The sequence below is a fragment of the Thioclava sp. ISO4 genome (genome assembly GCF_058105145.1).
In genome coordinates this window covers 170,597-189,699 of record NZ_CM176571.1, presented here as the reverse complement: position 1 = coordinate 189,699, position 19,103 = coordinate 170,597, and the positions used below count along the sequence as shown (strand labels likewise).

The window sequence follows — 19,103 nt, the reverse complement described above, 5'->3', positions numbered from 1 at the left end:
TGCTCCTCAGCCGTAGATCGTGGCGATCAGGTCGCGCAGCGCCTGCTGCACATCCGGCTCGTCGCTGAGCGCCTGGACCACGGCGGTCTCCAGCGCCTCCTCGATCGCGATGCCCGCTCCGATCAGCCGCGCGGCATACACCAGAAGCCGGGTCGAGACGCCTTCCTCCAGATCCATGCCCGAGAGCTTGCGGATATGCCCGGCGAGGCGCACCAGCGGCACCACCTGCGCCACCGGCAGGCCGGTCTCAGCGGTGATCACGCGGGTTTCCGCATCGGCCTCGGGGAAGTCGAAGGCGATCGACAGGAACCGCTGCCGCGTCGAGGGCTTCAGCCGTTTGAGCACGCTCTGGTAGCCCGGGTTGTAGGAGGCCACGAGCATGAAGCCCTCGGGGGCCACCAGTTCCTCGCCGGTGCGGTCGATGATCAGGCGACGCCGCGAGTCGGTGAGCGGGTGCAGCACCACGGTCACGTCCTTGCGCGCCTCCACCACCTCGTCGAGATAGCAGATCGCCCCTTCGCGCACGGCGCGGGTGAGCGGCCCGTCGACCCATTCGGTCTCGCCGCCCTTCAGCAGGTAGCGCCCGATCAGGTCCGCCGCCGACAGGTCGTCATGGCAGGCGACGGTGTAGACCGGCTTGTTCAGCCGCGCCGCCATATGCTCCACGAAGCGGGTTTTGCCGCAGCCGGTCGGCCCCTTCAGAAGAAGGGGCAAACCGTTGTCATGGGCGCGCTCGAACAGGGCGCATTCGCGGCCAGTGGGGTGGTAGTAGGGGATCTGTGCATTCGTCATGTCGAGGGACATCGTCATTCTCCTGCGACGGGGGTTGCGGGACCGGGTGCGATGACTTCACGCCGACGCACCACGACGAGCGAGTAGATGAACAGAAGCGCGCCCAGCACGACCGCCGCCCCCGCGCCGAAGCGCATCAGGTAGAAGATCGACAAGCTGTCCTGCACGTCCATGTAGTAGTCGCCCACGACCCGCTGCATGTGGGTCTGGATCGTGCCCGCGAAGGTCAGCACGAAGGTCATGAAGGCCATGCCGCCGGTCATCAGCCAGAATGCGCCCATGTTGAGCACCTGGTTGTAGGGATCGCGCCCGCGCAGCATCGGCATCGCATAGGTGAAGACCGCGAGGTTGAGCGCCACATAGGCTCCGTAGAAGGCGAGGTGGCCGTGCGCGGCGGTGATCTGCGTGCCGTGGGAGTAGAAGTTCACCCCGTGCAGCGTGTGCAGGAAGCCCCAGACGCCTGCGCCGAAGAAGGCCACGGTCGACGAGCCCAGCGACCACAGGAGTGCTGCCTTGTTGGGGTGGTTCTTGCGGCCCTTCCAGACCATCACGAAGGCGAAGGACATCATCAGGAAGAACGGGATCACCTCGAAGGTCGAGAAGATCGAGCCCACCCATTGCCAGTAGCCCGGCGTGCCGATCCAGTAGAAGTGGTGCCCGGTGCCGAGGATGCCGGAGAAGAGCGCGGTGGCGACGATGACATAGAGCCATTTCTCGACCACCTCGCGGTCGACGCCGGTCAGCTTGAGCATCAGGAAGCCGAGGATCGCGGCCATCACCAGCTCCCAGGTCGCCTCGACCCAGAGATGGACGACCATCCACCAATACATCTTGTCGAGCGACAGGTTGTCGGGGTTGATGAAGGCGAAGATCCACAGCAGGCACAGCAGCCACAGACCCATCAGCAGCACATTGGTGATCGCGGTCTTGCGACCCGCCAGCACCGTCAGCGAAATGTTGATCAGGAAGATCACCGCGGCGACGAGGATACCGAATTTCACCCAGAGGGGCTGTTCGAGGAACTCGCGCCCGCCATGGATGCCGACGAGATAGGAGCCGACCGCGCCCAGCGTCCCGATCATCAGGATCGCGAGTTGCAGATAGGCGAGCTTGACCGAGAAGATCTCACGCTCGCTTTCCTCGGGCACGAGGAAATAGGCCGCGCCGAAGAAGCCCAGCAGCAGCCAGACGATCAGGGCATTGGTGTGGATCATCCGGATCACGTTGAAGGGCAGGATCTCGGAGAGGGTGTTGGGCGAGACATAGATCCAGCCGGCCAGAAGACCGCCCAGAACCTGCACGCCGAACAGCAGCATCGCACAGTAGAAATAGGCTTTCGCCACGGATTGGGATTGGTATTTCATCGGTCTCTCTCCTCAGCCCGCATCATTGGGCGGCCAGCCCTGCGTGTCGGTTTGATCGGCCCAGCGGAGGAATTCCGCGAGCGCGCGCATGTCCTCTTCGTTGATGTCGAAATGCGGCATCTGGCGGCGGCCCTCGATTCCGGAGGGTTGCGCCGCGATCCAGGCGTCGAGCGTCTCGTAGGCGCCTTGCGGATCGTCCGCGACGCCCCAGCGGGTCATCACGTTGCCGACCTCGGGCGCGAAATAGGCACCCTCGCCATGCAGGGTGTGGCAGTTGATGCAGGAATTGCGTTCCCACACGCCCTTGCCGCGTGCGATCTGTTCGGTCAGCGGCGCGGAGGCGGTGGAGTTGTTCACGATATAGAAGTGGCTTTGCGCGGTCAGTGCGATGAACACCAGCACGAAGAAAATGGATCCTCCGTAAAAGATGTTTCGCGCCCGCGACTTGGTCAGGATTTCAGCCATTGGGGCCTCCCTTGGGGGTCAGTCGATGGCCCGAGGGATAGCGGCGTTCGCAGTTGGGAAGTTTGCGCCAGCACAACGTTTGATTGGATTGCCGGGATTAGCTTGGTCGGCAGAGAGGTCCCGCCATGTCAAAAGCCAGCTGGAAGAATCCCGATGCCACGCTCGATGCGCTGATGCGCGATTGGCCTGCTACGATCGAGGTGTTCATGCGTCACAAGATGCTCTGTGTGGGCTGCCTCGTGAACCCGTTCCACACGATCGACGATGCCTGCACCGAGTATCGGCTCGATCTCGACGACTTCATCGCCGAGCTGGACGAGGCTATTGCAGCGTCTATCGAGACGGCGGGGCCTCGCCCCGGCAAATCAGCACCAGCCGGTGCGGATCGGTGACGGTGATCCGCTTGCGACGGCTCGCGACCACTCCCTGCTTTTCCCACGCGCTCAACAAGCGCGAGACCGTGTGCAGCGTCGTCGCGGTCATTTCCGAGAGATCCTGCCGGGTGATCGGGAAGTCGATCTCGATCCCGTTCTCCACTTTGCGCCCGGTCTGATTGATCAGGCGCAAGAGCGAATTGGCCACCCGCTGCTCGACCTGCTGGGTCGCCATTTCGACGATGCGGGTGTTCATCTCACCGATGCGCTGACCGACAGTCTTGTAGGTCTCGGAAGCGAAGCCGTCATATTGCGCCACGAACTGATCCCAGAGCCGCATCGGCCAGCCCAGCACGATCGCCTCCGAGGCGGTGACCGAAGTGGCAGGGTAGGTGGTGCGCCCAAGCGCCTGCGCGATCCCGAAGAGCTGCCCCGAAGGGATATGCAGCGCGATCACCTGCTCGCCCGTCGGCGTGATCCGCATCACCCGGATATAGCCGTCGAGCAGCATGTAGAACCGCTCTGCCGGAGCGCCTTCCTCGAAGACCGCCACGCCCTCGTCGAAGCGGCGCACGCTGGCGAGGTCGAGAATCTCGCGGATCTGCCGCTTCTCCAGCCGAGAGAAAGGCGGCATCGGCGTCAGCAGGCTCTCGTCGAGCCGCGGCATGGTTTTACGGGGGATTGGCGCGCTCATGCCTTCTCTAAACATACGCCCCGCGCTGCGTCCAATATGAAACGTCACGTCGTCGCGAACGGGGTTTGAATATTTCTCGCGTTTTCGTGAGAAAGCGTCGCGAAGTTTGCGCCAGAGCAAAAAGCCACGCGTCCAAGCTCACTAAACAGAGGGCAATTCAAGGATCCAAGGAAAGGACAAAAGATGATCCGCACCCTGATTTCCGCCCTCGCGCTGACCGCTCTTCTGGGTGGTGCGGCGAGCGCCGAGACCCACGAGGTTCACATGCTCAACAAAGGCGAAAAAGGCATGATGGTCTTCGAGCCCGCGCTTGTGAAAGCCGCTCCCGGCGACACGATCCGCTTCATTCCGACCGACAAGGGTCACAACGCCGAAAGCATCGACGGGATGATCCCCGAAGGAGTCGACGGGTTTACCGGCAAGATCAACAAAGAGGTCGAAGTGACGCTCGACGCCGAGGGGCTCTACGCCGTGCGCTGCAAGCCGCATTACGCGATGGGCATGGTAATGGTGATCGCGGTGGGCGACGCAACCACCCCCGACAATTTCTTCGAGGGCCGTGTGCCGAAGAAGGCCAAGGAACGCTTTGAAGAGGAAATGGGCGCGCTGTGAGCGCCCGCGGCAGGAAACGCGCGACATCTTCCTGCTACGTTTAACCAGTGGAGGCTAAAATGCCGAAATATGTCAATCCAGCTCTCGTGAAAACCAACCGCCGCAACGTGCTGCGCGGCTCTCTTCTGGCAGGCGCCGCGGCGATGACCGCGGGGGCCGGGATGGCCGGAACCGCGTCGAAGCGCATGGCGCCCCATGTCGCGCCGCGCCCTGCCGCACCGAAATTCATCCTCGCCGAGGCCGAGGCTCAGGTGGCCGCGCCCAAGGTGAATCTGTCGGGATATACCCGCGTTCGGCAGGAGCTGGTGGCACCACCCTTCGCTCCGAAGCACGAGCAGGTCGCGACCGGCGGTCCGAAAATCGTCGAGATCCGGATGGAGACCAAGGAGGTCCTGCTGACGGTGGATGAGGATACCGGCGCCAGCATTTGGGCGCTGACCTATAACGGTTCGGTTCCCGGCCCGCTGATCATCGTGCATCAGGACGACTATGTCGAACTGACCCTGAGCAACCCCGCCGCTTCGCAGATGGAGCACAATATCGACTTCCACGCTTCCTCGGGTGCTCTGGGCGGCGGCGGTCTGACCCACGTCTATCCGGGAGAGGAAACGGTGCTGCGCTTCAAGGCGACGCGGCCGGGCGTGTTCACCTATCACTGCGCGCCGGGCGGGGCGATGATCCCCTATCACGTCACCCACGGTATGAACGGGACGCTGATGGTGCTGCCGCGTGATGGGCTCAAGGATGCCGATGGCAACCCGCTGCGCTACGACACGATCGCCTATATCGGCGAGCAGGACTTCTACCTGCCGATGGACGAGAACGGCGATTACAAGACCTACGAAGTCGCCGGTGAGGACTTCGCCGACAGCGTCGAAGCGATGCGGACGCTTACGCCGACCCACTCCGTCTTCAACGGCTCGGTCGGGGCTCTCACGGGCGAAAACGCGTTCAAGGCCAAGGTCGGCGACACGGTTCTGATGGTCCACAATCAGGCCAACCGCGACAGCCGTCCGCACCTGATCGGCGGTCATGGCGACCATGTCTGGGAGAACGGTAAATTCGCCAACCCTCCGCAGAAGGATCAGGAGACCTGGTTCATCCGCGGCGGTAGCGCGGGGGCCGCGATGTATACCTTCCTGCAGCCGGGTGTCTACGCCTACGTCAACCACAACCTGATCGAGGCGGCCCTGCTGGGTGCCACGGCCCACTTCGTGGTGGACGGCGCATGGGACAACGCCCTGATGGAGCAGGTGACGCCGCCCTATGTGGTTGAAACCTGAGCCAAGGAGACCGGAGATGATCGCCAAGCTCGCCTCTCTCGCGCTCCGTCTTTCCCTTCGGAAGGTGCTTGCGGCGGGGGCGGCGATCATCGCCCTCGGGGCCGCGTGGGGTTTCCTGCGCGGCCCCGATCTCGATTATGTGCCGCAGATGGCCGAGCGGGTGGTGACGCTGCCCGACGGCCATGCGATCTACGTTCAGAAATACGAAGTGACAGTCGCGGAGTGGAACCGTTGCCACGCAGACGGCGCCTGCGAGCTTGCCTTGCGCGCTCCGCCCGGCAGCGAGACGGCGACGACGCCGGCCACCGGGCTGAGCCATGTCGATGTCGAGCAATATCTCGGCTGGATCAATCGCAAGGCGCGCCATGACTTCCGGCTGCCGACGATTGCCGAATGGCAGTTCATGGCCAAGGACGTGCTACCGGAAAAGGAAGATCCGATCTTCACCGATCCCGATCTGACATGGGCTTCGACCTACCTGACCGCCAGCCTCGCGCCGCGCAAGCTTTCGCCGCGGGGCAGCTTCTCGACCAGCGCCGAGGGAATCGTCGATCTCGACGGCTCGGTCTGGGAATGGACGCAGGACTGCTATGGCGGGGAGGGTGGCGGTGCAGTCGATCCGAAGAAATGCGCGGCCTTCTTCGCAGGCGGCGAGCATGTCGCTGCGATCCCCTTTCTCGTCCGCGACCCGGCGCGCGGCGGCTGCGCGGTCGGGAGTCCGCCCGCGCATCTCGGCCTGCGTCTGGTCAGTGAAACCCGGATATGATGAGAACTGGCGACAGTTCTGCTGAGCCAGGCCGATTGGCTGTTCCCAGTTGGCCAAAGTCGACACACTCTCTCCAGTTAACCTCGCATGCCTGGACCTTGGGCTCTCACGCAGCGAATGTCGGCTCCCCGCCGATTCTGTGGAAAAACACCCGTTCGCGATTGCAGAAATTGGAAGCTTTCGTGATGTTTGACTGCCTTTCCTATAAGGCTTTTCGCGGTTGCTGCGGTGCGGGAAGGATCTTTGCCAGCTTCCTGAGGTTCTGAGCGGTTGCGGCGAGGAGAAATTCGTCATTTGCGCCGCACGGGCCACGTAGTCGGAGGCGTCCGAGGCCAAGGATGCGTTTGAGGTGCGCGAAGAGCATCTCGACCTTCTTCCGGAGCTTCATCGAGACCTCGTATTGCCTGGTCTTTGCGATGTCCCTGGCGACCTGGCGGGCGTCTTCGTGTTCCTCGCGGGTGATGGACCGGAAGTCCATGTTCGGGCAGCAGTGCTGCTTCGACGGGCAGGCCTGGCAGATGTTCTTCAAGCCGCGGTATTTGGCGACGCCCTTGCCGGTCGGTCCTCTGTTCGGGTCGGAATAGTTCCGGCGGAACTGCTTCAGCGTCTGGCCCTCTGGGCAGATGTATTGATTGTTTTCGGCGTCCCACTCGAAGTCGGCCCGCGTCCAGGTGCCATCGTTACGGCCCGACTTGTCCAAGACGGGGATGTGCGGCGCGATCTTGCGCTCGACCAGCCAACCCAGCATCGGCCCGGTGCCATAGGCGGTATCCGCGATCAGGCGTTCGGGATGCAAATCGAACTTGGCCTTCACCCGGTCCAGCATGGTGCGTGTCGAGCCGACCTCCGCCTGCCGGATCGACCGCGTCGCCTCGACATCCACAATGACGCCGTGATCCGTGTCGATCAGGTAGTTGTCTGAATAGCTAAAGAATGCCGGACCCTTGCGCGCTGCCGTCCACTGGCTGGCCGGGTCGGAATGCGAGGTGAACTTGGGCTGGACCTCGCTGGCGGCACCGAAGGCGGCCTCGTCCAGGGTCTCGAGATACTCGCGAACGGCGCGGGGCGCATCCGTCGGGTCGATTTGCGAGGCGTCCCACTCTTCCTTCGGCGTCGAGTTCTGCTTGTTCGCATCCGCCTCGATCAGGCTGGCATCGACCGCCATGCGCTGCCCGCTCACCAGGCCTTCCTCGATGCAGCGTGCGACCGTCATCTCGAACAGGTGGCGTAGCAGCTCGCTGTCACGAAACCGGCCATGGCGGTTCTTCGAAAAGGTGGAGTGATCCGGCACCCGGTCAGCAAGGTCGAGGCGGCAGAACCAGCGATACGCCAAGTTCAGATGCACCTCTTCGCAGAGGCGCCGCTCGGACCGGATGCCGGAGCAATAGCCGACCAGGAGCATGCGGATCAGCAGTTCGGGGTCGACAGACGGACGGCCCGTGTGGCTGTAGAAATCCGCAAGATGAGCACGGATGCCGCTCAGGTCGACGAACCGGTCGATGGATCGAAGCAGGTGATCTTGCGGAACATGATCCTCCAGCGAAAACTCGTAGAACAGCGCTGGCTGAGCTTCCTGCTTCGGTCCCATCATCGCCAATCCTCCCACCTGATGTCGGAATTGAATCAGCGCCACGCCCAGCAATCAAGCGCGAGTTTTTCAACGGAATACGCCCTTTTCGTCGCTCTGTGATCAGTAACTGCCGATCGAGCCTTCGACAGAGGGAGCGCGAGGCAACGCATTGCCATGGATGATGTTGGCCCGTGCGCAGGTCGAGGCGGCTGGGCATCGCGTGGCACAGTTGTTTCTATCGACCACAAACGTCCCTGACTCCAAAGTCAGTTGGAATTACGCCCGTAACCTATTGAAACAAATAGGTCGATTTTCGCTATGTTTGGGGAAAATACTATTATTTCTCAATAAGAGGCATCGGTCTCCAAAACCGAGGGTCGCGGGTTCGAGTCCCTCTGCCCCTGCCAGCCGTTTCCTGAAAATTTACGTTCGTTCGCCTAACGTTCCCGAAGTGGCGTCCTGTGACGCCGGTTTTGGGCGCTGTCGCGAGGAACCGTCGTGCTTGGCAGAATTTTCCGGGTCTTTCAGCGATATGTGGATGCGAATCTCCGGATTTCGCGAAGGGTGCCGGATCTGGGGCCGCCCGCGGTGGCTCGGGGGCTGCATGTCACGCGCTACGATTTCCGCGGCAACCGTCTTCGTCTGGAAGGGCGAATCGATGCGCGCGAGGTGATTTTACAGTTGGGGGGCGTGGCGCAGCGCTGCGCGCTCGAGCCTGATCCATCGGGGCCGGCGAAGTTTGCCTTCGACGTGCCTTTCTGGCCCGGCAAGGTGGAGCTGGTCATTCCCGATACGGGTGCCGATGGGCAAGGCGAGGAAAGCTGGGTTTTGCCGCCGATCGGCAGGGTTCGCCTCGCATGGGGGCGGCTGCGCCTCGCCCCGGTGTTCCTTTGGCGAATCGCCCGTCATGCTCGCGATATCTGGCGCTGGCGACACCACGACGACAGTGCCGCGGGGTTCCGCGTGAAATCCGCGCTCGGTTTCGTGGGGCAGTTGCGGGGTGCGACGCTGCCGTCCGACCTGCTCCGCGCCACGGCGCCGACTGAGCCGTCCACGTTCCCCGGGATCGTGATCGTGTTGCCGGTGTTCAATGCGCGGGCGCTGCTGCGCGAGGCGCTTGCCCGCGTCATGCAGCACACCGATCTCGACTGGCATCTGATCGTGATCGAGGATCGCTCGACCGATCCCGAGATGCGGCCGTTTCTGCGCGATTGGTGTGACGGTCGGGCGAACGCGACGCTTCTGGAAAATGACACAAATCTCGGCTTCGTCGCGTCGGTCAATCGCGGGTTTGAGGTGGCGCTCAGGCGCTTTCCCGACCGCCCTGTGGTCTTGCTGAATTCCGATGCCCTTGTGCCTGCGGGCTGGGCGTCGCGGCTTGTGGCTCCGCTTTCCGATCCGCAGGTCGCAAGCGTCACGCCGATGTCGAATGACGCACAGATATTGTCCGTGCCGCAAGCCCGAGCGCGGAGCGATCTGCCGCTCGGGGCTGTCGATCAGATCGACGCCGTCGCCGCGCGCATGAACCCGGTGCAGGCGCGCGCCGACCTGCCGACCGGGGTCGGCTTTTGTATGGCGCTTGCGCCGCGCTTTCTTGCCGAGCTCCCGCAATTCGACCCTGCGTTTGGGCGCGGCTACGGGGAGGAGACGGATTGGTGTCAGAAAGTAAGGCGGCTCGGGGGGCGGCATATCGGGATCGGCTCGCTCTTCGTGGAGCATCGCGGTAGCGCCTCCTTCGGCGCGGCGGCGCGGCGAAAGCTTCTGGACGCCAATCAGGCGAAAATCGAGAGGCGCTATCCAAGCTATCCGCGCGCCGTCGATCGTTTCCTCGCCACTGATCCGCTGGCGGCCCCGCGTTTCGCGCTCGCCCTGGCCCGAGCGGGCGCGCTGCAAACCGAGCCGATCAAGATATGGCTCGGACATTCCCTCGGCGGCGGCGCGGAGATGTGGTTACGCAAAGAAATCGCCTCGGAGCTTCGCGCCGGGCGGCGGGGCGTCGTTCTTCGCGTCGGTGGTTCCGTGCGCTGGTCTATCGAGCTTCACGACCCACTTGGCCAGAGCACGATCGAGACAATGGATCGTGCGGTGGCGCTATCCCTGCTGCGGCTTCTGCCGGATCGCCACGTCATCTATTCCTGCGGCGTTGACCACCCGGACCCGCTCGAGATACCCGCACTGCTTACGGAACTATCCGCGCGGTAGCAGCTCGATATCCTGTTTCACGACTACTTGCCCCTGAGCGAGGCCTACACGCTCCTGCGTGCGCCAAAAAGCTTGCGCGAGATCCCCGAATACATCGGCCCTCGGGTCAAGTCTCGGAAGCAGCTTCAGCTCTCTTCAACCGACGAACTCTCGGATTGGGAACGCGCTTGGGGCGCGGCACTGACCAGCGCAACGCGATTGCAGGTTTTTTCGCGCAGCTCCGCAGAAATTGTGGCCTCGGCCCGCCCCGACGTCGCGCAAAAGCTCGACTGCAAACCGCATGATGTGGCCCGGCCTGCGCTTCTCATCCGCCCGCCTCCTGAACCCCAGGCGGGCGCCCGCACCGCGGGCTCTGTTCTTGGCGTGCTCGGTCATATCGGCGTCCACAAAGGCGCCGCAGTTGTCGAGGCCTTGGGTAATACCTTCGCTGCGGACGGCCGCGCGCGGCTGGTGCTGCTGGGAAGTCTCGATCCGCGGTTTCATTTGGGCACGCCGAACCACGTCCACGGCCCGTTTGAGCCCCTAGATTTGCAGATGCTGATCGCGCGGTACGGAATTGACCGATGGCTGATCCCATCGCTCTGGCCGGAGACCTTTTCCTTCACCACGCATGAGGCGCTCGCCACCGGCCTACCCGTGTACTGTTTCGACCTTGGTGCCCAAGCTGAAGCGGTCAGAGCCGCAGGCGCAAAAGGGGGCGTCTTGCCGGTGCCACGCTGGCCATCGGATATAGACATCGATCGCCTCCTTGGAGCGCCCGAGACGCAGAGGTGGGTGGCATGACCCTCGAGGACAGTCATGCGATCTTCCATATAGGCGCCCCGAAATGCGGCAGTTCGGCTCTTCAAGCAGCATGGAGCGCGGAACCGGACCGGCTATCGCGCGCTGGTTTGCTTGTGCGCTATATCGGCGCGGTGCGGGTGGGCGGCAAACTCATGCCGTTGCGTGGCAGGGCCGTGCGCCGCGCCGCAGCGCTATCTCCCTATGGCTATGTCTCGATGCCCGATCCCGGCCGGGAGGTCGCAGCGAAATCGCTCGGCGATTTCGTCTTGCGCGAGGTCGCACGCGCGCGGCGGCGCGGCTACATCCCGTTCTTCTCGAATGAGGGCTGGATTCGTCGGCCCGATTTTTTCACGCGGCTGCTTTCTGACCTTGGCCATCCGCCCGTGACGGTGCTGGCCTTTCTGCGTCCTCCCCTGACATGGATGAACGCGGCGTTCTGGCAATGGGGCGTCTGGAGCCGGCCCCGCTTCGACGATTGGTTTTCGTCCCGCCCTGTCCCGTTCAGCTTTGGCGAAGATCTCGCAGCCTGGGCGCGCATTCCCAACGTAAGACTGCAGGTCGCGCCGGCAAAGCAGGATGTGGTCACCTTCGCCGACGCTTTGCTGGGAACGCCGGGCAACGCAATCGGACCGTGCCACAGCACGGGCAGCGCAGCACAGTTTGGTTTTCTGCTGCGCAATCGCCGTTTTCGGCCGGATAGCCATCGCGCAGAGATCGAGTTCGTATTGCAACGGCAATTGGCGAACGGCCCCACGTTGCGCCGCGCATGGGCGCTCGCGCCACATCACGTCGAGACATTGCAGCGGCTTGCACAGAGCCATCGTCGAGAGCTCGAGCGCGTCTTACCCGCCGTTCAAGCGGAGGAAATATTCGACGACCTGCTTTGGACGGCGCCATATCCGTATCATCCTGAAATCGAACGCGGCCCGGCGCCGCTGCATGATCTCGACGAATTGCGCGCGTTCGCGGGAGGTCTTCGCTCGAAACCGTTGCCCGACGGGTCCGAGCTCGGTGCGCTCGACGCGTTTATAGCGGAGCGGCTCGGTGTCCTTTTGCGCGAGGACCGTTCTCATCGGTGGCGGACCGCGCTCCTTGGAGCGCCGCGAGATCAAACGCCGCGGCCCAGATCGTTCACCTTGCGAGGAGATCCCGGTAGCTCGTCCTGAGGGCCAAAAGGCCAAGGGCGAGGGCCACGAGCGACACGCCGACTACGTAGAGCGCAGAGAGATAGTCGGGCTGATAGGTCGGGAAAAAGCCGCGTCGCAGATAGCCGATCACATGGACCAGCGGGTTAAACCATAGGGTGTCCGCGGCCCAGCGCGGCAACTGGTCGGTGAGGAAAAAGACTCCGGAAATCAGGAACATCGGACGCATCAGGATCGACCATATCTGCTGCCAGACCGGCGCGCGAAGAAAGAGGTAACAGTTCAGGGTGCCGACCCCGAAGGATAGCAATACGGCGAGACCTTCCGCTTCGAAGATACGCAGCGGATCTGGGCTCGCGCGGGTGTCGAACATCAGGAGGCATCCGTGAAGAACGAGGTAAGAAACAACAAGTTTCGTCAGCGCATTCAGAACGAGCCGTGCGATGAGCGCATCGACAAAGCTCACAGTGGGATAAGCGAGGAGCGCGCGGGAGTAGGTGAGTGCATTGGCGACCTTCGACTGAACGTCTGAAAACAACATGAAAGGTAGTAACCCCGTCGCGTAGAAAAGTGCGAAACTGGCCCCGAGCGGCGGGGCGTGAAAGGTCAGCGAAAAGAACAGCGTCAACAGGGCGACGCCGCCGATCGGCTCGAGCAACGCCCAAAGATAGCCCCCCGGTGAGCGACCGTAGCTTGCCGACATCTCGCGCAGAATGAGCGCACCGATGGCGCGGAGCGCCGGGAAGGACCGGGCAGGGGCGTGCGCCGCGCGGGAGGTGAACATTTCGAGCCTCGTTTACCGGTTTTCAATTCGGATCGTGTTCGCTGGACCCTGACGCGACCGATAGTGGAGCCAATTGTGAAACACGCGGTTAACGAGCCTGCGCAGGCCACGCTCGTCCTCGCAAAGGGGGCTGGGTTGCGCGAAGTGCCAGTGCCGCTCCGGCCGGTGCCGAGCGCATACGCGCCCCCCGCACGCAAGGCGCGCTGGCGGCGGCGGCATCAGACTGTGGCGTTAAGCTTCCTGGCGCTGGTGATCGCGCCGGTTCTGGTGGCGGCCTATTATCTTTACGCGCAGGCGGCGGATCAGTTCGTTTCACGCGTCGGCTTCACGGTGCAGCGGGAGGAAATGGCGCCGGCGCTCGATCTTTTCGGCGGTCTGTCCAGCCTGTCGGGCGCGTCTTCGAGCGACACCGACATCCTCTATGAATTCATTCAAAGCCCGAGCCTTGTTGCGCAGATCGACGATGCGCTCGACCTGAGAACGATCTGGTCGCGCGACCGATCCGATCCGGTGTTCGGGCTTCCTGGCGACGCCACTTTGGAGGAGCTTGTCGCCTATTGGAATCGCATGGTTCATGTGCGGCACGGGGCGGGCGCGGGGCTGCTCGACATCGAGGTGCGCGCTTTCGATCCGGGCGCGGCACAGCGGATCGCGCAAACCTTGATGACACAAAGCTCTGCGATGATTAACCGGCTCAGCAACGCCGCGCGCGAGGATGCGATTCGCCATGCGCGCGGGGAGTTACGGCGCGCCGAGGCGCGTCTGACGACGGCGCGCACGGCGCTCACCACCTTCCGCAATCGCCACCAACTGATCAGTCCGGAGATGGATTTGCAGAGTCAGGCGGGGGTGCTGGGGTCGCTGCTCGAACAGCAGGCGCAGGTGATGATTGAGAGTGATCTGCTGCGCGGCACGGTGCGCAGCGGGACGGACCCGCGGTTGAAGCAGGCGGAGCGGCGACTTGCGGTGATCGAGGACAGAATCGGGGCGGAGCGACGCAAGCTCGGGATCGATGGCGGCTCCCAGGAAGAGGCGTTCGCGAACATCGTTGGCGAGTACGAGCGGCTTATGGCGGAGCGCGAATTCGCAGAGCGTGCTTATGCGGCGACCCGCGCAAGCTATGATGCGGCGGAAGCCGAGGCCCGCCGTAAAAGCCGCTTTCTCGCGACCTTCATGGCGCCGACCCTTGCCGAAAGTGCCGAATATCCACGGCGCGAGACGCTTCTGGCGCTGATCGCGGGCAGCCTCGTGTTGCTTTGGGCGATTGGCATCCTGGTGGGCTACGCGATCCGGGACCGTCGGTAACGGCGATGATCCGGCTGCAAAATCTCAGCAAGAGTTTCCGCGTTCCCGGTGGCGAGAAGGTCGTGGCGCGCGATATTTGCACGAGTTTTCCAGGCGGACGATCCGTCGCTTTGCTCGGGCGAAACGGGGCCGGAAAGTCGACGCTGCTGCAGATGATCGCAGGCACCGCGCGGCCCGATCGGGGGCGGGTGATCACGCGGGGCAGCGTGTCGTTCCCGGTGGGCTTCGCTGGGTCGTTTCACAACGATCTGACGGGCGCGCAGAATTGCCGCTTCATCGCGCGTATCTATGGGGTGGATACCGATGAGATGGTGGCTTTCGTTGAGACGACCGCCGAGCTTGGGGCGCATTTCCGGATGCCGCTGCGCAGCTATTCTTCCGGGATGCGCGCGCGATTGGCGTTTGCGGCGTCGATGGCGATCAGCTTCGACACCTATCTCGTCGACGAGATCACGGCGGTCGGCGATGCCGCGTTTCGCGAGAAGAGCGCAGCCCTGCTTCGCGACCGGCTGAAAGACGCCGGGGCGGTGGTGGTCAGCCACTCGATGAACCAGTTGCGCGAGATTTGCGATTGCGGCGCGGTGCTGGAGCATGGGCGGCTTGAGTTTTTCGACGATCTCAACGCCGCGATTGCCTGCCACGAACGCAACATGCTTTGAGCTGGGCGCTGTGAGCCGTCGCATTCGATTAAAATATTGAGAGAAAACCCCTTTGGGGCCGCTTTTCCTCCGCGCTCTGTGCCCAGCGGCGCCTCACAGTCGAGACAGTGTGAACATGGAAAGCGGAGGTGAGCATGCCTCAATTGACGCCGGTCGCGACTGTGACGAATGGTGCGGAAAACTTCCTGACGTCGATCACCGACCTGCTTCTCGTGCAGGGCGAGACGGGGCCGACGCTCTATTCGATTTCGAATGCGCCGGGCGGTATCTCGCAGATCCCGCTGACTGCGCGGCTGAATTCGAGCGATTTGGCTTATCTGAGCGAGAGTGCGGGGCTGGATGCGGCCGGAACGCTGACCGAGATTTCGATCGACGGCAGCCCTGCCTTGATGGTGACCGGTTCGGCGTCGGGCGCGTTTCAGGCGGTCTGGCTGAACCAGAATGACGGCGGAATCAGCGATGTGTTCACGCTGCCGGGGGCGGTTGCGCCCGGTGCGGTGCTTGCGATCGCGCCGCTGCAACCGGGCGCGCAGAGCTTTTTCGTCGGGGCCCTGTCGCATGGCAGCGGGCTGCATGTCTGGCAGATGGGTGCCGGAGGCCGGATGACCGAGATCGCGCAGGGCATCGCGGGCGAGGTCTGGTCAGAGAATGACGTCCATGCGCTCGATACGGTCGAGATCGAGGGCGCGCAGTATGTCCTTGCGGCTTCGGTGACGGATAATTCGCTGACCACGCTCGCGCTCGATACGCAGGGACAGCTGCAAATCGCCAGTCAGATCGATGCGCGCGACGGCCTCTTCATCAACACCCCGAATTCGATCGAGACGATCCAGGTGGGCGGACAGGCCTACGCGGTTCTGGGGGCGGCGGGCACAAGCTCGATCTCTGTCGTGGCGCTCGGTCCGGGCGGGCGGATGGAGGTCACCGATCAGATCAATGACGATCTGGGCACGCGGTTCGACGGCATGACGACGCTCGAAACCGTGATGATGGGCGATCAGGTCTATGTGCTGGCCGGAGGCGCCGATGACGGGGTCAGCCTGCTGACGCTGCTGCCCGGCGGCAAACTGGTCCAGATCGGGACCTTGGCGGACGGGCTCGAGACTGCGCTTTCTGATCCGGCTGCGGCGGCGATGATCGCCGATGCGACCGGGCTCGATATTTTCGTGGCGGGCGACGTGCCCGCGAGCGTGAGCGATCAGGGGATGGGGATCAGCCATATCAAGGTGGAGTTGGGCCCTGCCGGTCTGGCGCTGAAGCTTGGCGATGGCGGCGACACCGCAAACGGAGGCGTCGAGAACGATCAGATTTCCGGTGGCGCTGGCGATGATGAAATCCGTGGCGGGGCGGGGGCCGACATTCTGCAAGACGGCGGTGGCGCGGATTCCCTCTGGGGCGGCGAGGAGCAGGATGTGTTCGTGCTCGACGCGGACGGGCGCACCGATTTCATCATGGATTACGAGCCCGGCATCGATCGGCTCGACCTCTCGAGCATGGCGTGGTTCTACACCAAGGAGGCTTTGGACATCGCCCCGACCGCGACGGGGGCGGATATCCGGATCGGCGATGAGCGGGTGATCGTGAATACCGCGGACGGCTCGAGCCTGAGCGCCGCGGATTTCGAAACCTCGGAGCTGCGTGATCTGTGGCATTCCGCAATCAACCCGCTCGAGGTCGGCGATATCCACAAGGAAGGTACCGCGCAGGGAGATCTGATCGACGGGCGCGGCGGCGATGATCTGCTCGTCGGCAATGACGGGTCGGATATCCTGCAAGGCATGGCGGGGGATGATCTGCTCAATGGCGGGCGGATCGATCGCAGCTACGACCCGTTCGCGGCACAGGTGTTCCGGGTCTATCAGGCGACGCTTGACCGGGCGCCGGATGGGAACGGTCTGCACTATTGGACGGACCTTCTGTCGAGCGGCGCGGTCGAACTGCAGGAGGTCGCGGATCGGTTCATCAACTCGCCGGAATTCCAGTCGAACTACGCGGAGACGAGCGACGCGGAGTTCCTGACGCTGCTTTACCAGAATGTGCTGGATCGGGACCCCGATGTCGGGGGGCTGACCTATTGGCTCGACCAGCTGGATCAGGGGGTAAAAAGTCGGGAGGAAGTTGTTTTGGGATTTTCGGAAAGCCCGGAATTTCGGGATTCGACAGAGATCGACACGCTCATGCTGAGCCATGCCAGCGCGCAGACGGATTTCACCGATGACGTGTTCCGTTTGTACCAAGCGACGCTGGGGCGCGAGCCGAACCTTGGCGGGATGATGTATTGGAGCGAGATGCAGGCGGACGGGATGGAGTTCCTCGATGTCGTCTCCGGCTTCGTCAACTCGCCTGAATTCACCTCGACCTATGGCAATCTCGACGATGCCGTTTTCGTCTCGCTTCTCTATCAGAACGTCTTGGGGCGGGCACCGGACAGCGAGGGGCTGACATGGTGGGTCGATCAGCTCGACAGCGGGGGCTACACCCGCGAGAAAGTGGTCGCCGCATTTGCGCAAAGCCCCGAGATGATCACCCAGACGGCGCAGCCGCAGATCGATTGGTTCCGATCTTTCGGCTTCGAGGATCAGCTCGATGGCGGCGAGGGGTACAATCTGCTGCAGGGCGGTGCGATGGCGGATCAGTTCGTCTTCCGCGCGGATGAGGACGGGCACCACGTCATTATCGATATCGAGCCCTGGGATCGGCTGAGCTTCGATGGCTTCAACTACAGCTCTGCCGCCGAAGCCCGCAGCCATATGGTCGAAGCGGGCTCCGGCGTGACCTTCACCGATCAGGGCGTCACGGTCGAGTTCATCGATGCCGATCTCGGCCTGTTCACCGACGGGATGTTCGACGTCTCGGGCTAGGTGAGTTCGGTTCGTAGCGCCGCGAGGTAGCGCGCCACGAGGGTCTGCGCGCGCTCCGGTGTCGCGGCTTCGGCATAGCAACGGCATTCGGGCGCGTTGCCCGAGGGGCGCAGATGGACGATCTCGCCCGAGGGGAAGGTCAGGCGCAGCCCATCGGTGCGGTCGATCTGTTCGGCCGGGGCGAAATCGCTGAAGAATTCCGCCCGTGCGGCGGGGTCGTCGGCAAGGCGGTCAATGAAGGCGCGCGAACGGTCCGTCGGGACTTCGGCGACCCGGTCGGCCGCGGTGAAACGGGCGGGAAGCTGGGCGACAAGGCCGCTGAGCGCGGTGCCGGCCTGTTTCGCTGCAACAAGCGGCGCGATGATCGGCAGGAGGCAATCGCGCGTCGCGAGCGGCGCAATCGGCCCCGCTGGACCCGTCGCGGTGAAGCCCAAAAGGAAGCCGCCATTGGGCTCATAGCCCACGACCTTCGCGGCGGGATCGGCATCGCGCGCCGCTTCCATCGCGGCGATCACGAAGGGCGAGCCGATCTTCGTGCGATGGATACTGTCGAATTCGGGCATCGCATCGACCATCGTATTGGCGGAGACCGGCGTGCAGAGGATTTTTGCCTCAAGCAGCCGCGCGGTCAGCGCGCCCAGCACGTCGCCCGGGATCAGCGTGCCGGTCTCGTCGCTCAGCATCGGACGATCGGCATCGCCATCGGTCGAAATCACCGCATCGAGCTGGTGTTCGGCGCACCAGCCTTGCAGGGTTTTGCGGGTCTCAGGATCGACAGCCTCGGTGTCGACGGGAATGAAAACGTCAGAACGTGCGAGCGGCACGGCGGTCGCGCCCATCGCCTGCACCGCGGTGACGAGGATGTCGCGCGCGACCGAGCTGTGTTGATAGACACCGATGCGCAGACCATCGAGAGCCTCGGCCCCGAACCCGTCGACATAGCGCGCGATGTAGCGTGCCGCGCTGTCCGCCCCCGGGATTTCGGGCCCCGGTTTTTCGGCTGCGGGATGGTCCTGAGTGAGCCGGTCGAGAATCGCGGCCTCGTCCTCCTTCGCGATCTCGCCATGCGGGATGTAGAATTTCAGCCCGTTGCGATCGGCGGGAATGTGGCTGCCGGTGACCATGATCGCCGAATTGCCCGCCCCCATCGAAGCGAGCGCCAGAGCGGGCGTAGGCAGCGCGCCTTCGCGAATGGCGGTGAGGCCCGCAGCGCGGATCGCGGCGATGACGGTCTCGGCGATTGCGGGGGAGGAGGGGCGCAGGTCCCAGCCGACATGAACGGCTTCGCCCTGCGGGCAGGCCGAAATGAAAGCGCGGGTGTAATCGGTGACCAGCGCGTCGGTCAGTTCGGTGACGAGGCCACGCAGGCCGCTGGTGCCAAATTTCGGTGCCATATGTCCTCGAATGCTGCGCCGTTGAAATCGGGCCGAACCTAGGGGGAGGG

17 protein-coding genes are annotated in these 19,103 nt (G+C 63.5%); 10 read left to right on the top strand and 7 right to left on the bottom strand.

Going from position 1 to position 19,103, the window contains the following annotated elements; all coding sequences use genetic code 11:
- Positions 1 to 6: 6 nt before the first annotated feature.
- From AC2TZ7_RS01020 to AC2TZ7_RS01010, 3 genes are read right to left on the bottom strand one after another with little or no spacing between them, the layout of a single operon-like run.
- Positions 7 to 804, bottom strand: a complete 798-nt coding sequence (locus tag AC2TZ7_RS01020; RefSeq protein ID WP_489865579.1) for a CbbQ/NirQ/NorQ/GpvN family protein — start codon at positions 802 to 804, stop codon at positions 7 to 9.
- Positions 805 to 806: 2 nt separating this feature from the next.
- The gene (locus tag AC2TZ7_RS01015) at positions 807 to 2,156 is read right to left on the bottom strand and encodes a cbb3-type cytochrome c oxidase subunit I (RefSeq protein WP_078549583.1); all 1,350 of its coding nucleotides are present in this window, start codon (positions 2,154 to 2,156) and stop codon (positions 807 to 809) included.
- 12 nt (positions 2,157 to 2,168) lie between these two features.
- Positions 2,169 to 2,621, bottom strand: a complete 453-nt coding sequence (locus tag AC2TZ7_RS01010; protein ID WP_078571128.1) for a c-type cytochrome — start codon at positions 2,619 to 2,621, stop codon at positions 2,169 to 2,171.
- Between the two features lie 125 nt (positions 2,622 to 2,746).
- On the opposite strand from AC2TZ7_RS01010, the gene AC2TZ7_RS01005 reads away from it, so the two are divergent.
- A complete protein-coding gene (locus tag AC2TZ7_RS01005; RefSeq protein ID WP_489865578.1) occupies positions 2,747 to 3,013 on the top strand; it encodes a DUF1858 domain-containing protein in 267 nt (88 codons plus the stop codon).
- Here the strand turns inward: AC2TZ7_RS01005 and AC2TZ7_RS01000 are convergent.
- On the bottom strand, positions 2,955 to 3,662 hold the full coding sequence (locus AC2TZ7_RS01000; protein WP_152845740.1) for a Crp/Fnr family transcriptional regulator: 708 nt from the start codon (positions 3,660 to 3,662) through the stop codon (positions 2,955 to 2,957). The two genes, AC2TZ7_RS01005 and AC2TZ7_RS01000, sit on opposite strands and share 59 nt — an antisense overlap.
- A gap of 210 nt (positions 3,663 to 3,872) precedes the next feature.
- Between AC2TZ7_RS01000 and AC2TZ7_RS00995 the strand changes: the two genes are divergently transcribed.
- From AC2TZ7_RS00995 to AC2TZ7_RS00985, 3 genes are read left to right on the top strand one after another with little or no spacing between them, the layout of a single operon-like run.
- A complete protein-coding gene (locus tag AC2TZ7_RS00995) occupies positions 3,873 to 4,301 on the top strand; it encodes a pseudoazurin (RefSeq protein ID WP_489865577.1) in 429 nt (142 codons plus the stop codon).
- 59 nt (positions 4,302 to 4,360) lie between these two features.
- The gene (gene nirK / locus AC2TZ7_RS00990) at positions 4,361 to 5,584 is read left to right on the top strand and encodes a copper-containing nitrite reductase (protein WP_489865576.1); all 1,224 of its coding nucleotides are present in this window, start codon (positions 4,361 to 4,363) and stop codon (positions 5,582 to 5,584) included.
- Between the two features lie 16 nt (positions 5,585 to 5,600).
- Positions 5,601 to 6,350: a formylglycine-generating enzyme family protein gene (locus AC2TZ7_RS00985; protein ID WP_489865575.1), complete on the top strand. Its 750-nt coding sequence runs from the start codon at positions 5,601 to 5,603 to the stop codon at positions 6,348 to 6,350.
- Between the two features lie 202 nt (positions 6,351 to 6,552).
- Here AC2TZ7_RS00985 and AC2TZ7_RS00980 read toward each other — a convergent pair whose 3' ends face one another.
- Complete coding sequence (locus AC2TZ7_RS00980) at positions 6,553 to 7,941, bottom strand: IS1182 family transposase (protein WP_489865574.1); 1,389 nt, start codon at positions 7,939 to 7,941, stop codon at positions 6,553 to 6,555.
- A gap of 567 nt (positions 7,942 to 8,508) precedes the next feature.
- Between AC2TZ7_RS00980 and AC2TZ7_RS00975 the strand changes: the two genes are divergently transcribed.
- From AC2TZ7_RS00975 to AC2TZ7_RS00965, 3 genes are all read left to right on the top strand, one after another.
- Positions 8,509 to 10,122 carry a glycosyltransferase family 2 protein gene (locus tag AC2TZ7_RS00975; protein ID WP_489865573.1) on the top strand — a complete coding sequence of 538 codons (1,614 nt, stop codon included), beginning with the start codon at positions 8,509 to 8,511 and terminating at the stop codon, positions 10,120 to 10,122.
- 72 nt (positions 10,123 to 10,194) lie between these two features.
- On the top strand, positions 10,195 to 10,905 hold the full coding sequence (locus AC2TZ7_RS00970; protein ID WP_489865572.1) for a glycosyltransferase family protein: 711 nt from the start codon (positions 10,195 to 10,197) through the stop codon (positions 10,903 to 10,905).
- Positions 10,902 to 12,071 carry a hypothetical protein gene (locus AC2TZ7_RS00965; protein ID WP_489865571.1) on the top strand — a complete coding sequence of 390 codons (1,170 nt, stop codon included), beginning with the start codon at positions 10,902 to 10,904 and terminating at the stop codon, positions 12,069 to 12,071. Before AC2TZ7_RS00970 ends, AC2TZ7_RS00965 begins: the two co-directional genes overlap by 4 nt.
- On the opposite strand, the gene AC2TZ7_RS00960 is transcribed toward AC2TZ7_RS00965, so the two are convergent.
- A complete protein-coding gene (locus AC2TZ7_RS00960; protein WP_489865570.1) occupies positions 12,037 to 12,834 on the bottom strand; it encodes an ABC transporter permease in 798 nt (265 codons plus the stop codon). The genes AC2TZ7_RS00965 and AC2TZ7_RS00960 overlap by 35 nt on opposite strands.
- On the opposite strand from AC2TZ7_RS00960, the gene AC2TZ7_RS00955 reads away from it, so the two are divergent.
- From AC2TZ7_RS00955 to AC2TZ7_RS00945, 3 genes are all read left to right on the top strand, one after another.
- On the top strand, positions 12,811 to 14,139 hold the full coding sequence (locus AC2TZ7_RS00955) for a KpsE/RkpR family capsule polysaccharide export protein (RefSeq protein WP_489865569.1): 1,329 nt from the start codon (positions 12,811 to 12,813) through the stop codon (positions 14,137 to 14,139). The genes AC2TZ7_RS00960 and AC2TZ7_RS00955 overlap by 24 nt on opposite strands.
- Positions 14,140 to 14,144: 5 nt before the next feature.
- Positions 14,145 to 14,798 (top strand): ABC transporter ATP-binding protein, encoded by a 654-nt coding sequence (locus tag AC2TZ7_RS00950; RefSeq protein WP_489865568.1) that lies wholly within the window; start codon positions 14,145 to 14,147, stop codon positions 14,796 to 14,798.
- A 134-nt stretch (positions 14,799 to 14,932) separates the two neighbouring features.
- Positions 14,933 to 17,659, top strand: a complete 2,727-nt coding sequence (locus tag AC2TZ7_RS00945) for a DUF4214 domain-containing protein (protein ID WP_489865567.1) — start codon at positions 14,933 to 14,935, stop codon at positions 17,657 to 17,659.
- Here AC2TZ7_RS00945 and AC2TZ7_RS00940 read toward each other — a convergent pair.
- Positions 17,656 to 19,053 (bottom strand): phosphomannomutase, encoded by a 1,398-nt coding sequence (locus AC2TZ7_RS00940; protein ID WP_489865566.1) that lies wholly within the window; start codon positions 19,051 to 19,053, stop codon positions 17,656 to 17,658. The two genes, AC2TZ7_RS00945 and AC2TZ7_RS00940, sit on opposite strands and share 4 nt — an antisense overlap.
- Between the last annotated feature and the right edge of the window lie 50 nt (positions 19,054 to 19,103).

Bases quoted from the DNA above. Each gene is read 5' to 3' on its own strand.
- nirK (WP_489865576.1), top strand. From the start codon at position 4,361: ATGCCGAAATATGTCAATCCAGCTCTCGTGAAAACCAACCGCCGCAAC.
- AC2TZ7_RS00960 (WP_489865570.1), bottom strand. From the start codon at position 12,834: ATGTTCACCTCCCGCGCGGCGCACGCCCCTGCCCGGTCCTTCCCGGCG.
- AC2TZ7_RS00965 (WP_489865571.1), top strand. From the start codon at position 10,902: ATGACCCTCGAGGACAGTCATGCGATCTTCCATATAGGCGCCCCGAAA.
- AC2TZ7_RS01010 (WP_078571128.1), bottom strand. From the start codon at position 2,621: ATGGCTGAAATCCTGACCAAGTCGCGGGCGCGAAACATCTTTTACGGA.
- AC2TZ7_RS00995 (WP_489865577.1), top strand. From the start codon at position 3,873: ATGATCCGCACCCTGATTTCCGCCCTCGCGCTGACCGCTCTTCTGGGT.
- AC2TZ7_RS01020 (WP_489865579.1), bottom strand. From the start codon at position 804: ATGTCCCTCGACATGACGAATGCACAGATCCCCTACTACCACCCCACT.
- AC2TZ7_RS00985 (WP_489865575.1), top strand. From the start codon at position 5,601: ATGATCGCCAAGCTCGCCTCTCTCGCGCTCCGTCTTTCCCTTCGGAAG.
- AC2TZ7_RS01000 (WP_152845740.1), bottom strand. From the start codon at position 3,662: ATGCCGCGGCTCGACGAGAGCCTGCTGACGCCGATGCCGCCTTTCTCT.
- AC2TZ7_RS00950 (WP_489865568.1), top strand. From the start codon at position 14,145: ATGATCCGGCTGCAAAATCTCAGCAAGAGTTTCCGCGTTCCCGGTGGC.
- AC2TZ7_RS00945 (WP_489865567.1), top strand. From the start codon at position 14,933: ATGCCTCAATTGACGCCGGTCGCGACTGTGACGAATGGTGCGGAAAAC.
- AC2TZ7_RS01005 (WP_489865578.1), top strand. From the start codon at position 2,747: ATGTCAAAAGCCAGCTGGAAGAATCCCGATGCCACGCTCGATGCGCTG.
- AC2TZ7_RS01015 (WP_078549583.1), bottom strand. From the start codon at position 2,156: ATGAAATACCAATCCCAATCCGTGGCGAAAGCCTATTTCTACTGTGCG.
- AC2TZ7_RS00980 (WP_489865574.1), bottom strand. From the start codon at position 7,941: ATGATGGGACCGAAGCAGGAAGCTCAGCCAGCGCTGTTCTACGAGTTT.
- AC2TZ7_RS00940 (WP_489865566.1), bottom strand. From the start codon at position 19,053: ATGGCACCGAAATTTGGCACCAGCGGCCTGCGTGGCCTCGTCACCGAA.